The following is a 12,728-nucleotide window of genomic DNA, read 5'->3' as shown; positions in this document are numbered from 1 at the left end:
TAAGGATAAGGAGTTGGATATGCAATTACGTAAACTGGCCGCCGCAATGCTGGTCATGGGAGTGACCGCTGGTCTGGCGCACGCTGAAGATGCCGCCCCGGCCGCAGGTCAGAGCACGCTGGATAAAATCGCCAAAAACGGGGTGATCGTCGTCGGCCACCGCGAGTCGTCAGTACCATTCTCCTATTACGATAACCAACAAAAAGTGGTGGGTTACTCTCAGGATTACTCCAACGCTATCGTTGAAGCCATCAAGAAAAAGCTGAATAAACCCGATCTGCAGGTGAAACTGATTCCGGTCACCTCGCAGAACCGCATCCCGTTACTGCAGAACGGCACTTATGATTTCGAGTGCGGTTCCACCACCAACAACCTTGAGCGTCAGAAGCAGGCCGCCTTCTCCGATACCATTTTCGTCGTCGGCACTCGTCTGCTGGTGAAAAAAGGTGGGCCGATTAAGGACTTCCCGGATCTGAAAGACAAAGCGGTCGTCGTCACTTCCGGTACCACCTCGGAAGTGCTGCTGCATAAGCTGAACGACGAGAAGAAAATGAACATGCGCATCATCAGCGCGAAAGATCACGGCGACTCTTTCCGTACGCTGGAAAGTGGCCGCGCGGTGGCCTTTATGATGGATGATGCCCTGCTGGCCGGCGAGCGCGCAAAAGCGAAGAAACCGGATAACTGGGAAATCGTCGGTACGCCGCAGTCGAAAGAGGCCTATGGCTGCATGCTGCGTAAAGACGACGCATCGTTCAAAACGCTGGTAGATGACACCGTTGCCCAGGCGCAGACCTCTGGCGAAGCGGCGAAATGGTTCGATACCTGGTTTAAGAACCCGATTCCGCCGAAAAATCTGAACCTGAACTTCGAACTGTCCGACGACATGAAGGCGCTGTTCAAATCACCCAATGACAAGGCTCTTAACTAATTAAAAAAACAGGGGCTCGATAAAGTAGCCCTCCCGATTGTTGCCTTTGCACGGACAGACTATACGGTGGCTGGTCGTTCCCCAGCCGCCGCGAATACCGAAACAAGCAGGGCAACAATCTTCGAGGGTAGCGCTGCTACCCTTTTTTTTCTGGAGTTTATTTATGTCAATAGACTGGAACTGGGGAATATTCCTGCAACCCGCCCCGTTCGGCAACACCACTTATCTAGGCTGGTTATGGAGCGGCTTTCAGGTTACCGTCGCGCTGTCGATTAGCGCCTGGATTATCGCTTTCCTCATCGGCTCGCTGTTCGGTATTCTGCGTACCGTCCCTAACCGCTGGTTAGCCGGGATCGGCACCTGCTACGTCGAACTGTTTCGTAACGTTCCACTGATTGTCCAGTTCTTTACCTGGTACCTTGTTATTCCGGAGTTTCTGCCGGAAAACATCGGCATGTGGTTTAAGTCGGAACTGGATCCAAATATTCAGTTCTTTGTCTCCTCAATGCTGTGCCTTGGGCTGTTTACCGCTGCCCGCGTCTGCGAGCAGGTCCGCGCCGCGATACAGTCCCTTCCTCGCGGGCAGAAAAATGCCGGCCTGGCGATGGGGCTGACCCTGCCGCAAACCTATCGCTACGTGCTGCTGCCGAACGCTTATCGCGTTATCGTGCCGCCGATGACCTCGGAAATGATGAACCTGGTAAAAAACTCGGCTATCGCTTCCACTATCGGTCTGGCGGATATGGCGGCGCAGGCGGGCAAGCTGCTGGATTACTCAGCCCACGCCTGGGAATCGTTTACTGCGATCACCCTCGCCTATGTCTTCATCAACGCCGTAATCATGCTGGTGATGTATGTGGTTGAACGTAAAGTTCGCCTGCCGGGCAATATGGGAGGCAAATAATGTACGATTTTGACTGGAGTTCAATTGTTCCTTCCATGCCCTACCTGCTGGCAGGATTGGTCATTACGCTGAAAATCACCGTCACGGCGATTATTATCGGTATCGTCTGGGGCACCATTCTGGCGGTGATGCGCCTGTCAAGCTTCCTGCCGCTGGCGTGGTTTGCCAAAACCTACGTTAACGTTTTCCGCTCGATTCCGCTGGTGATGGTGCTGCTGTGGTTCTATCTGATCGTTCCCGGATTCCTGCAAAACGTGCTGGGGCTGTCGCCGAAAACCGATATTCGCCTGATTTCGGCGATGGTGGCATTTTCAATGTTTGAAGCGGCCTACTATTCGGAAATTATTCGCGCCGGGATCCAGAGTATTTCCCGTGGTCAGTCGAGCGCCGCGCTGGCGCTGGGGATGACCCACTGGCAATCGATGAAGTTGGTGATTCTGCCGCAGGCCTTCCGCGCGATGGTCCCGCTGCTGTTAACCCAGGGTATCGTCCTGTTCCAGGATACCTCGCTGGTGTACGTCCTGAGCCTGGCCGATTTCTTCCGTACCGCCTCCACCATTGGCGAACGTGACGGAACCCAGGTGGAAATGATCCTGTTCGCAGGCGCCGTTTATTTTGTATTTAGTCTCAGCGCATCGCTGTTGGTCAGCTGGTTGAAGAAAAGGACTGTGTAATGATTACCCTGAAAAATATTTCAAAATGGTATGGTCACTTTCAGGTGCTGACCGATTGCTCCACCGAAGTGAAAAAAGGCGAGGTTGTGGTGGTTTGCGGGCCGTCAGGCTCCGGTAAATCGACGCTGATTAAAACCGTTAATGGCCTTGAGCCGGTGCAGCAAGGCGAAATTATCGTTGATGGCACTCAGGTTAACGATAAGAAAACCAATCTTGCTAAACTGCGTTCCCGCGTCGGTATGGTATTCCAGCACTTTGAACTGTTCCCGCACCTGTCGATCATCGACAACCTGACGCTGGCGCAAATTAAGGTTCTCAATCGCGATAAAGAATCTTCGCGTAAAAAGGGGCTTAAGCTGCTGGAGCGCGTGGGTCTGGCGGCGCATGCGGAAAAATATCCGGCGCAGCTCTCCGGCGGCCAACAACAGCGTGTCGCGATCGCTCGCGCGCTGTGCATGGATCCGATTGCGATGCTGTTCGATGAGCCGACTTCAGCGCTTGACCCGGAGATGATTAACGAAGTGCTGGACGTGATGGTCGAGCTGGCGAACGAAGGTATGACCATGATGGTGGTGACGCACGAAATGGGCTTTGCCCGTAAAGTGGCTAACCGGGTCATCTTTATGGATGAAGGTAAAATTGTCGAAGATGTCGATAAAGAAGCCTTCTTTGCCAACCCGCAATCAGAACGCGCGAAAGATTTCCTCGCCAAAATCCTGCACTAAAATCCCAGCGCGCACGTCATGTGCGCGCCTTTTCTCCCCTAATAATGTGCGTCATATATTAGTAGTTTATTTTAAATGTTTTTTTATTAAATCAGTGAATATTTTAACGTTCGCCCCTGACAAATCACATTCTAAATTAATTTAATTCATACAAAATTCAGTTTTCTTCGCATGGCTAAGCGTTACCGCCACCGCTAACATACCCCCCTTAAGAACAAGCCCTGGGAATATTTCCCAACACAAACTTTCTGATAATAAAAAATAATATTTTTATGGATGACCCTATACCCTGAATAAGGCCGTGTTTTAAGCAAGCTTAGCAATACAGCATGCAAATTTAATGAAACAAATGGAACTTGCTTCATGTTTAATAAAAAAAATCTGATTCACACCCTGCTGATTGTGTTTTTGTGTCAGCAGCAGGTTTTCGCCAGTACGATAGTCTCCACCACGACTAACCAAAACGCGCAGGATAAAGCCCGTCAGGCGGCGCTGACACCACAGCAGCAGGCCGCCCAGGCTTCACTAATTAATACCGACCGACAAACGCTCACGTTTCCAAAGGAAGAAAACTGCAGGTTCATCAATAATATTCATATCGATTCTGCCGAGCCGAAGCTCACGCATCAGCTTCTGGACAACCTTACAGCTCAGGCTCTGCATCGTTGTCTGGGGATTAACGGTATTCAGCACCTCACCATGGCATTACAAAATGAGTTAATCGCCCGTGGTTACATAACTTCATTACTGACCATCCCGGAACAGTCATTGACGGCGGGCACATTAAGGCTCGAACTCGCTTATGGCAAAATCGGTGATATTTTCTGGTCAACGACAAGCGAGCAAACCACCAGCATCTGGAACAATATCCCCACCCGCACGGGAGATATCCTGCGTCTCACCGATCTCGAACAGGGAATGGAAAACCTGCGCCGCCTGCCAGGAAGTTCGGCGAATATGCAAATATTACCGGGACAACGGGAGGCAGAAAGCAATCTGCAGCTAACGCGTCGGCTGGATAAAAAATGGCAGGTGGGAGCCTGGATGGATGACGCTGGCAGCCGCGCCAGCGGTCGCTATCAGGCCGGAGGTGCGCTCTATCTTTATGATATCACCACACTCAACGACATTTTCTATGTCTCAGGAGGAGGAGATATCGAGTTTAATCAACATAATGATGGCAACCAGAATGGCAGCCTGTATTATTCGATTCCCTTCGGTTACTGGGCGTTAGGTCTTTACGGTTCACAGAGCCAATATCGCCAGTTGTTCAGGGGCAACTGGTCGCAAACGGATTATAAAAGTAAAAATCGCTACTATAGCGCGACGCTGTCACGACTGCTGTCTCACACCCGTCAGCAAAAAACGTCGCTGGATTTCCGTATCTCAAAAAGTACATCACACTACTATTTTGGCGGTGAAGAACTTAGGGTGATGCGCAAACAGAACCCGACATGGGAGCTGACGCTACGACAGCAACGCTATTTCGATAAAAAAGTCGTCGCCGCCAGCCTGGGGTTACAGCGCCGCCTCCCATGGCTAAACTCCGTCGCCACACCGGAAGAAAAAGCAGGCCAGTTCAGTAAGCGCTCACGCGTAGTACATGCCGATTTGCAGGCCTTAATGAAATTCGATTTAACCGGAGATAGATTTAGCTATGCACCGCATTTTAATGCGCAATATAGCCCGGACATTCTCTCTTCGGATAACCAATTTAATATTGGCAACCGCTGGACGGTTCGCGGATTTGATGGCGAATATACTCTCTCTGGCAATCAGGGATGGTACTGGAGCAATGATTTCATCTGGGATATTGCCGGCCCGGAACAGCAATTCTATTTAGGATTAGATATTGGTCGTATTATCGGCAGTGAACAATATCGGCAAGGAAAAGTTATTTCAGGTGCCGTTAGCGGATTGCGCGGTGATATATTCTCAACACAATATGATTTTTTCATCGGCACACCGCTAAGTAAACCAGATAACTTTAGTAGTGACTCATTCAATATGGGTTTCTCATTGAAGTGGAAGTATTAACACAACCTATTTTTCACTATATTTAAAGGAATAAATTCATGTTTAAGTTTAAATTAACCTATGTTGCTTTAGCAGCAGCGTTAAGCTCGACGGTGGTGTACGCCGATCCGTCGACTTACACCCATCTATCAGGCGCAACGGTGGTTGATATTGAAGCGCCGAATGCTGCAGGCGTTTCGCACAACCTGTATCGTGAATTTAACGTTGGCAGCAACGGTTTAATACTCAATAACAGCGACAGCGATATTAATCATGCGACTTTTGGCAATATTGCTAAAAACAACAATCTGACTAATGGCGGCGCATCGGTGATCCTGAATGAAGTCACCTCCAATAAAGCCAGTTCATTAAATGGCTTCATTGAAGTCGCCGGGCTGAAAGCCGACGTGGTAATCGCTAACCCTAACGGTATTACCTGCTCCGGCTGTAGTTTCGTTAATACCAACAAGGCAATATTAACGACAGGTCAGGTGAATTTGACCGATGAAGGCGCTATCGGCAGCTATACCATCACCAATGGCAAAATCACCATCGATGAAAATGGCATGAACGCCGCTAACAGCTATGCTGCTCTACTCGCCGACGCGATTAAAATTAATGGTAAAGTGCAGGCCAAGAACGCCCTTGTTAGTGCAGGTAATTTCACCATGGATAACAGTTCTGGCGCGGTGACCTCAGCGGGTAAAAAAGCGACCCTGATCGAAATGACGATTAACCCGCAATACAGCATCGACGTCAGTAGTCTTGGCGGCATTACTGCCAACAGCATTAGCATGATTGGCAATAACATTGGTTTTGGCGTACGTAATAATGGCTCTATTATCTCAAACAGCTCACTGCAGCTCACCAGCTACGGAAACCTGATAAATAAAGGGACGATAAAAGGCAACGGTCTGCTAAGCCAGGTTTCTACGGTCACAGGTATCACCAATGAAGGCAGTATCGGCGGAGCCAATTATTTAATGCTCTCCAGTGGGGATTATATCGTTAACGTCGGTTCTATCACTGGCGGTCAGCTAATTGCCACCGCTAACGGCAACATCACTAACGGCGACTCTGGAACGATGACCGGAACCAGTGGGTTAAGCCTGGCCAGCGGTGGAAAAATCCGTAATGAGGCTAAGGCCTCCCTGCTGTCGAATAACCAGATTTCCGCCACGGCAATGGGCGATTTTCTGAATGAAGGGAAAATCAGTGCTAAAAACACCGCCCTTACTTTTGTTGGCGAGAGTTTTAAAAATACCGGGAACATTAATTCAACCGGCAACACCACCATTCAGTCTCTTAAACAGGATGGCACCGTAAATGTCGGGGAAATCTACAATCTGGGTAATATCACTGGCGAAAACATCAATCTACAAACCAACGGCACACTGGCGCAAAGCACCAGTGGCAAAATGACCGCAACTAACGCGATTACCGCGCACAGCTATTGGTTGAATAATAATGGCTCGATGCAAGCGCAAAGTATTACCAGCGATCATGGCCCGGTCAATAATACCGGCAGCATCTCCGCACATAATATTTCTATCACCACTTATGCGGATATTGTTAATGAAGGAACCATTTACAGTAGCGGGGATTTAGTTCTGGATACGCAAAAAAGAGGCAATATCTATAACTACAGTCTGATCGATGCGGATGGCACCCTGACGATGACGGCGAAAAAGGTAGTCAACAGCGGTCGTGGTTGCGGTTGGTTTAAATTTAATACCTGTGATGTCGGCACCATCAGCGCCAACAAGATGGTCCTCAACTCCTCGCATAAATACGCCAGTGAGATGGGTGGTTATCAATACTTCAAGGTTGCAGAAATTAATACCGTACTGTAATGACTCAGCGATGCGCAGCGCAATGCGCATCGCTGCTTTTAGCGTTTACGGCTCAAATGGCCGCCGCTGAAACTGGTCATGCCCGCATTTCGGGCAGAGTGGCAGCACATCCGGGGTGTATACCGCCAGATGGTAGTGGCACTTCTCGCATACCAGGTTGCCAAGACCTACCACTTCCCCGCTGTGATAGACTCCGTGGTGGTTCAGATCCTGAAACACCTCACGCCACTCAAGCTGGGTTTTGTCGGTGATATCGGCAAGCTCCTGCCACAGGCTCTCTTTGATCACCCGCATAAAGACGCTGTCGCTATCGTCTTCATGGCTCTCTTCATAGCTGCGGGCAAATTCTTCCAGATCGCGCTTCACCGCCGCGATAAGTGACTCAACCTCGCTCTGCGTCAGATCGCCTGCCTGGGTGATTTTCTCCCTCGCCTGCTTCACCAGCGCGTCAATGTCACGCTCTCCATTGCGCAGCCGTTCACTGAGCGAGGAGACCAGTTCCCGGTAATATTGAGCAACCTTGTTCATCATTTCGCCTCCGGTGTGATTAACTGCTTCTAATAATAGACGTTATCGGCGGTTTGCTTTGCCATCCGCGCCACAGAGTCGCGAAAAATTCTGCGCCGCTTTTGCCGATGTTAATGTGCGAAAGGCTGTTTTGACGTGGACGTTTGGGCTATGCTATGCCGATCTGAAATAACACATCCATTGGCTACATTTTGTAGCTGTATTGAAAACAGGACCACTGGCTGCCATGCAAGAGCAATACCGCCCGGAAGAGATAGAATCGAAAGTCCAGCTTCACTGGGACGAAAATCGTACATTTGAAGTAACTGAAGACGAGAGCAAAGAGAAGTATTACTGCCTGTCGATGCTTCCTTATCCTTCTGGTCGACTACACATGGGTCACGTGCGTAACTACACCATCGGCGACGTCATCGCGCGCTATCAGCGCATGCTGGGCAAAAACGTCCTGCAGCCGATCGGTTGGGATGCGTTTGGTCTGCCTGCGGAAGGCGCGGCGGTGAAAAACAATACCGCCCCGGCCCCGTGGACCTATGACAACATCGCATACATGAAAAACCAGCTGAAAAAGCTGGGCTTCGGCTATGACTGGAGCCGTGAAATTGCGACCTGCACCCCGGAATACTACCGCTGGGAGCAAAAATTCTTCACCGAGCTGTATAAAAAAGGCCTGGTGTACAAAAAAACCTCAGCGGTGAACTGGTGTCCGAACGATCAGACCGTGCTGGCTAACGAACAGGTTATCGACGGCTGCTGCTGGCGCTGCGACACCAAAGTTGAGCGCAAAGAGATCCCGCAGTGGTTTATTAAAATCACCGCCTACGCTGACGAACTGCTCAACGATCTGGACAACCTGGATCACTGGCCTGACACCGTTAAGACCATGCAGCGCAACTGGATCGGCCGCTCTGAAGGGGTAGAAATCTCCTTTGACGTCAACGACTACGCCGATAAGCTGACCGTCTACACCACCCGCCCGGATACCTTCATGGGCTGCACCTACCTTGCCGTCGCAGCGGGTCACCCGCTGGCGCAACAGGCTGCGGCTAACAATCCGGCGCTGGCCGCCTTTATCGACGAATGCCGTAACACCAAAGTTGCCGAAGCCGATATGGCGACGATGGAGAAAAAAGGCGTCGACACCGGCTTTAAAGCTATTCACCCGCTGACCGGCGAAGCCATCCCGGTATGGGCGGCAAACTTCGTACTGATGGAGTACGGCACCGGCGCGGTGATGGCCGTTCCGGGTCACGACCAGCGCGACTACGAGTTTGCCAGCAAATACGGCCTGAACATCAAGCCGGTTATCCTCGCCGCCGACGGTTCCGAGCCGGATCTCTCCGAGCAGGCGCTGACCGAGAAAGGCGTGCTGTTCAACTCCGGCGAATTTAGCGGCCTGGATTACGAAGCGGGCTTCAACGCCATTGCCGACAAACTGGCCGCGATGGGCGTTGGCGAGCGCAAAGTTAACTACCGCCTGCGCGACTGGGGGGTTTCCCGCCAGCGTTACTGGGGCGCGCCAATTCCAATGGTGACCCTGGAAGACGGTACCGTGATGCCGACGCCGGAAGACCAACTGCCGGTTATCCTGCCGGAAGACGTCGTCATGGACGGCATCACCAGCCCGATCAAAGCCGATCCTGAGTGGGCGAAAACTACCGTTAACGGCATGCCGGCGCTGCGTGAAACCGACACCTTTGACACCTTTATGGAGTCCTCCTGGTACTACGCGCGCTACACCTGCCCGCAGTACGACAAAGGTATGCTGGACCCGAATGCCGCGAACTACTGGCTGCCGGTGGATATCTACATCGGCGGCATCGAACACGCCATCATGCACCTGCTCTATTTCCGCTTCTTCCACAAGCTGATGCGCGATGCCGGTATGGTGAACTCCGATGAGCCAGCTAAACAGCTGCTGTGCCAGGGTATGGTACTGGCCGATGCGTTCTACTACGTCGGCGAAAACGGCGAGCGTAACTGGGTATCACCGATTGACGCCACCGTTGAGCGTGATGAAAAAGGCCGTATCGTTAAAGCCTTCGACCCACAGGGCCGCGAGCTGGTGTATACCGGCATGAGCAAAATGTCCAAGTCGAAGAACAACGGTATCGACCCGCAGGTTATGGTTGAGCGCTACGGCGCGGATACCGTACGTCTGTTCATGATGTTCGCCTCCCCAGCAGAAATGACCCTTGAGTGGCAGGAATCTGGCGTAGAAGGGGCAAACCGCTTCCTGAAACGCGTCTGGAAACTGGTTTACGAGCATACCTCTCAGGGCCCGGCTGTCGCCCTGGATGTGGCAAGCCTCAGCGAAGATCAGCAAGCGCTGCGTCGCGACGTGCATAAAACGATTGCCAAAGTGACCGATGATATCGGCCGTCGTCAGACCTTCAATACCGCCATTGCCGCGGTAATGGAGCTGATGAACAAACTGGCGAAAGCGCCGCAGGAAGGCGAACAGGATCGCGCGCTGATGCGTGAAGCGCTGCTGGCAGTGGTGCGTATGCTCAACCCGTTCACCCCGCATGCCTGCTTCACCCTGTGGCAAGAACTGGGCGGCGAAGGCGATATCGACAACGCGCCGTGGCCGGTAGCAGACGAAAGTGCAATGGTTGAAAACACGACTCTGGTCGTCGTCCAGGTAAACGGTAAAGTTCGTGGTAAAATTACCGTTGCGGTAGACGCAACCGAAGAGCAGGTTCGTGAACGTGCAGGCCAGGAACATCTGGTCGCAAAATACCTTGAAGGCGTGACCGTACGTAAAGTGATTTACGTTCCGGGCAAACTGCTCAATCTGGTCGTTGGCTAAGCGCGGGAGGAAGCGTGCGATATCTGGCAACAATGCTGTTATCTCTGGCGGTGTTAATCACCGCCGGTTGCGGCTGGCATCTACGTAGTAATACGCAGGTTCCAACCACAATGAAAACTATGATTTTCCAGTCAGGCGATCCGAATGGTCCGTTAAGCCGTGCGGTACGTAACCAGCTACGTCTGAATGGCGTAGAGCTGATCGAAGCCGATACGCTGCGTAAGGATATTCCGTCCCTGCGTCTGGGTAACTCATCCATTCAGAAAGATACGGCATCCATTTTCCAGGATGGTCGTACTGCTGAATACCAAATGGTGCTGACCGTTAACGCCACCGTATTGATTCCGGGCCATGACATTTACCCAATCAATACCAAGGTTTATCGCTCGTTCTTCGATAACCCGCAGGCGGCGCTGGCGAAAGATGCCGAGCAGGACATGATTGTTCGTGAAATGTACGATAAGGCTGCGGAACAGTTGATCCGTAAATTGCCGAGCGTACATGTTGCGGATGTCGAAGCCACTAAAGAGGCTGAGCAGCCGGTGTCTGGTACCCCGGCCACCTCAACCTCTGGCAACCGCGTCTCCACTACGCTGGGTAACTGATGATTCGGTTGTACCCGGAACAACTCCGCGCGCAGCTCACTGAAGGGCTGCGCGCGGCGTATTTATTGCTTGGTAGCGACCCATTGCTGTTACAGGAAAGCCAGGATGCGATCCGCGAAGCCGCGGCCGCCCAGGGCTTTACCGAACATCACACCGCGACCATCGATGCCAGCACCGACTGGCCCGCCCTTTTTTCCTTAAGTCAGGCGCTGAGCCTCTTTTCCAGCCGCCAGACGCTTCTGCTTATCCTGCCGGAAAACGGCCCGAATGCGGCGATCAACGAACAGCTGTCCACGCTGGTCGGTATGCTGCATGAAGATCTGCTGCTGATTGTCCGCGGCAACAAGCTTACCAAGGCGCAGGAAAACGCGGCGTGGATAACAACGCTTGCCAGCCGCGCCGTGCAGGTGAGCTGCCAGACGCCGGAATACGCGCAGTTGCCTCGCTGGCTGGCCGCCCGCGCTAAACAGAATCAGTTGCAGTTAGATGAGGCCGCCAGCCAACTGCTGTGCTACTGCTATGAAGGCAACCTGCTGGCGCTGGCGCAGGCGCTGGAGCGCCTCTCTTTGCTGTGGCCTGACGGTAAACTGACGCTGCCGCGCGTTGAACAGGCAGTGAATGACGCCGCCCACTTTACGCCGTATCACTGGGTCGATGCCCTGCTGGCCGGCAAAAGCAAACGCGTACTGCACGTCCTGCAACAACTGCGCCTTGAAGGTTGCGAACCCGCTATTTTGCTGCGCACGCTACAGCGCGAACTGCTGCTGCTGGTCACTCTGAAGCGCCAGTCGGCACATACGCCGCTGCGCACGCTGTTTGATAAACACCGGGTCTGGCAGAACCGACGTCAGCTGGTCGGCGACGCGCTCACGCGCCTCAGCGCCGAACAGTTACGCCAGGCCGTTACGTTATTAACCCGCGCCGAGCTCACCTTCAAACAGGACTACGGCCAGTCAATATGGCCCGAGCTGGAAAGCCTTTCGTTACTGCTATGCCATAAAGCGCTGGCGGACGTTTTTATTGATGGTTGATATGACTCAGTTGCAGGCAATGTACGGCGGCACCTTCGATCCGGTGCATTATGGTCACCTTAAGCCGGTAGAGATTCTGGCAAACCAAATTGGTCTTAGCCGGGTCATTATCGTGCCCAATAACGTGCCGCCGCATCGCCCGCAGCCGGAAGCCACCAGCGCCCAGCGGGTGCATATGCTGGAGCTGGCAATTGCCGATAAACCCCTATTCGTTCTCGACGAACGAGAGCTACAGCGCGATACGCCGTCCTGGACTGCGCAAACGCTACAGGAGTGGCGGCAAGAACAAGGCCCGGAACAGCCCCTGGCATTTATCATCGGCCAGGACTCGCTGCTGACCTTCCCCACCTGGCATAACTACGCCACGATCCTCGATAACGCGCATCTGATCGTCTGTCGCCGTCCGGGATATCCGCTGGCGATGAAGCGCGAAGAAGATCAGCAATGGCTCGATAAACATCTCACCCACGACGTCGAGTTGTTACATACCCGTCCCGCCGGGGTTATCTATCTGGCGGAAACCCCGTGGTTCGATATTTCCGCCACGCTGATTCGTCAGCGTCTACAGCAAGGTGTCTCCTGCGCCGATATGCTGCCGGCCGCCGTACTGGACTATATTCACCAGCAGAAGCTCTATTGCTGAGAACCGGCT

At 52.5% G+C, this 12,728-nt stretch carries 11 protein-coding genes; 10 read left to right on the top strand and 1 reads right to left on the bottom strand.

From position 1 onward, the window contains the following. Nucleotides 1-19 precede the first annotated feature (19 nt). The 6 genes from EAE_RS14150 (at nt 20) to EAE_RS14125 (ending at nt 7,103) form a co-directional block, all read left to right on the top strand. Nucleotides 20-931 carry an amino acid ABC transporter substrate-binding protein gene (locus tag EAE_RS14150; protein ID WP_015367719.1) on the top strand — a complete coding sequence of 304 codons (912 nt, stop codon included), beginning with the start codon at nt 20-22 and terminating at the stop codon, nt 929-931. Nucleotides 932-1,094: 163 nt separating this feature from the next. Further along, entirely contained in the window at nt 1,095-1,835 is a 741-nt protein-coding gene (locus EAE_RS14145) for an amino acid ABC transporter permease (protein ID WP_015367720.1), read from the top strand. After that, on the top strand, nt 1,835-2,509 hold the full coding sequence (gene gltK, locus EAE_RS14140) for a glutamate/aspartate ABC transporter permease GltK (RefSeq protein WP_015367721.1): 675 nt from the start codon (nt 1,835-1,837) through the stop codon (nt 2,507-2,509). Before EAE_RS14145 ends, gltK begins: the two co-directional genes overlap by 1 nt. Further along, nucleotides 2,509-3,234, top strand: a complete 726-nt coding sequence (locus EAE_RS14135; protein ID WP_015367722.1) for an amino acid ABC transporter ATP-binding protein — start codon at nt 2,509-2,511, stop codon at nt 3,232-3,234. Before gltK ends, EAE_RS14135 begins: the two co-directional genes overlap by 1 nt. Before the next feature lie 363 nt (nt 3,235-3,597). Further along, nucleotides 3,598-5,271, top strand: coding sequence for a ShlB/FhaC/HecB family hemolysin secretion/activation protein (locus EAE_RS14130; protein ID WP_015704742.1), 1,674 nt, complete (start codon nt 3,598-3,600; stop codon nt 5,269-5,271). Nucleotides 5,272-5,309: 38 nt separating this feature from the next. Further along, complete coding sequence (locus tag EAE_RS14125) at nt 5,310-7,103, top strand: filamentous hemagglutinin N-terminal domain-containing protein (RefSeq protein WP_015704741.1); 1,794 nt, start codon at nt 5,310-5,312, stop codon at nt 7,101-7,103. A gap of 45 nt (nt 7,104-7,148) precedes the next feature. On the opposite strand, the gene EAE_RS14120 is transcribed toward EAE_RS14125, so the two are convergent. Then, a complete protein-coding gene (locus tag EAE_RS14120; protein ID WP_015704740.1) occupies nt 7,149-7,631 on the bottom strand; it encodes a zinc ribbon-containing protein in 483 nt (160 codons plus the stop codon). Between the two features lie 226 nt (nt 7,632-7,857). Between EAE_RS14120 and leuS the strand changes: the two genes are divergently transcribed. Genes leuS through nadD form a run of 4 tightly spaced genes read left to right on the top strand, consistent with a single transcriptional unit; the run spans nt 7,858 to nt 12,719 of the window. Beyond that, entirely contained in the window at nt 7,858-10,440 is a 2,583-nt protein-coding gene (gene leuS / locus EAE_RS14115; protein ID WP_015704739.1) for a leucine--tRNA ligase, read from the top strand. A 14-nt stretch (nt 10,441-10,454) separates the two neighbouring features. Continuing rightward, nucleotides 10,455-11,045 carry an LPS assembly lipoprotein LptE gene (gene lptE, locus EAE_RS14110; RefSeq protein ID WP_015704738.1) on the top strand — a complete coding sequence of 197 codons (591 nt, stop codon included), beginning with the start codon at nt 10,455-10,457 and terminating at the stop codon, nt 11,043-11,045. Next, complete coding sequence (holA, locus tag EAE_RS14105; protein ID WP_015704737.1) at nt 11,045-12,076, top strand: DNA polymerase III subunit delta; 1,032 nt, start codon at nt 11,045-11,047, stop codon at nt 12,074-12,076. The genes lptE and holA overlap by 1 nt, the downstream gene beginning before the upstream one ends. After that, entirely contained in the window at nt 12,069-12,719 is a 651-nt protein-coding gene (nadD, locus tag EAE_RS14100; RefSeq protein ID WP_032707612.1) for a nicotinate-nucleotide adenylyltransferase, read from the top strand. Before holA ends, nadD begins: the two co-directional genes overlap by 8 nt. Nucleotides 12,720-12,728: the final 9 nt, after the last annotated feature.

This window comes from Klebsiella aerogenes KCTC 2190, from assembly GCF_000215745.1.
Classification (GTDB): domain Bacteria; phylum Pseudomonadota; class Gammaproteobacteria; order Enterobacterales; family Enterobacteriaceae; genus Klebsiella; species Klebsiella aerogenes.
This window is presented reverse-complemented; position numbering and strand designations above follow the sequence as displayed.

What these genes read in the sequence shown, in the direction of transcription:
- nadD (WP_032707612.1), top strand. Translation starts at nt 12,069, where the DNA reads ATGGTTGATATGACTCAGTTGCAGGCAATGTACGGCGGCACCTTCGAT.
- EAE_RS14120 (WP_015704740.1), bottom strand. Translation starts at nt 7,631, where the DNA reads ATGAACAAGGTTGCTCAATATTACCGGGAACTGGTCTCCTCGCTCAGT.
- EAE_RS14125 (WP_015704741.1), top strand. Translation starts at nt 5,310, where the DNA reads ATGTTTAAGTTTAAATTAACCTATGTTGCTTTAGCAGCAGCGTTAAGC.
- EAE_RS14150 (WP_015367719.1), top strand. Translation starts at nt 20, where the DNA reads ATGCAATTACGTAAACTGGCCGCCGCAATGCTGGTCATGGGAGTGACC.
- EAE_RS14130 (WP_015704742.1), top strand. Translation starts at nt 3,598, where the DNA reads ATGTTTAATAAAAAAAATCTGATTCACACCCTGCTGATTGTGTTTTTG.
- leuS (WP_015704739.1), top strand. Translation starts at nt 7,858, where the DNA reads ATGCAAGAGCAATACCGCCCGGAAGAGATAGAATCGAAAGTCCAGCTT.
- EAE_RS14135 (WP_015367722.1), top strand. Translation starts at nt 2,509, where the DNA reads ATGATTACCCTGAAAAATATTTCAAAATGGTATGGTCACTTTCAGGTG.
- gltK (WP_015367721.1), top strand. Translation starts at nt 1,835, where the DNA reads ATGTACGATTTTGACTGGAGTTCAATTGTTCCTTCCATGCCCTACCTG.
- EAE_RS14145 (WP_015367720.1), top strand. Translation starts at nt 1,095, where the DNA reads ATGTCAATAGACTGGAACTGGGGAATATTCCTGCAACCCGCCCCGTTC.
- holA (WP_015704737.1), top strand. Translation starts at nt 11,045, where the DNA reads ATGATTCGGTTGTACCCGGAACAACTCCGCGCGCAGCTCACTGAAGGG.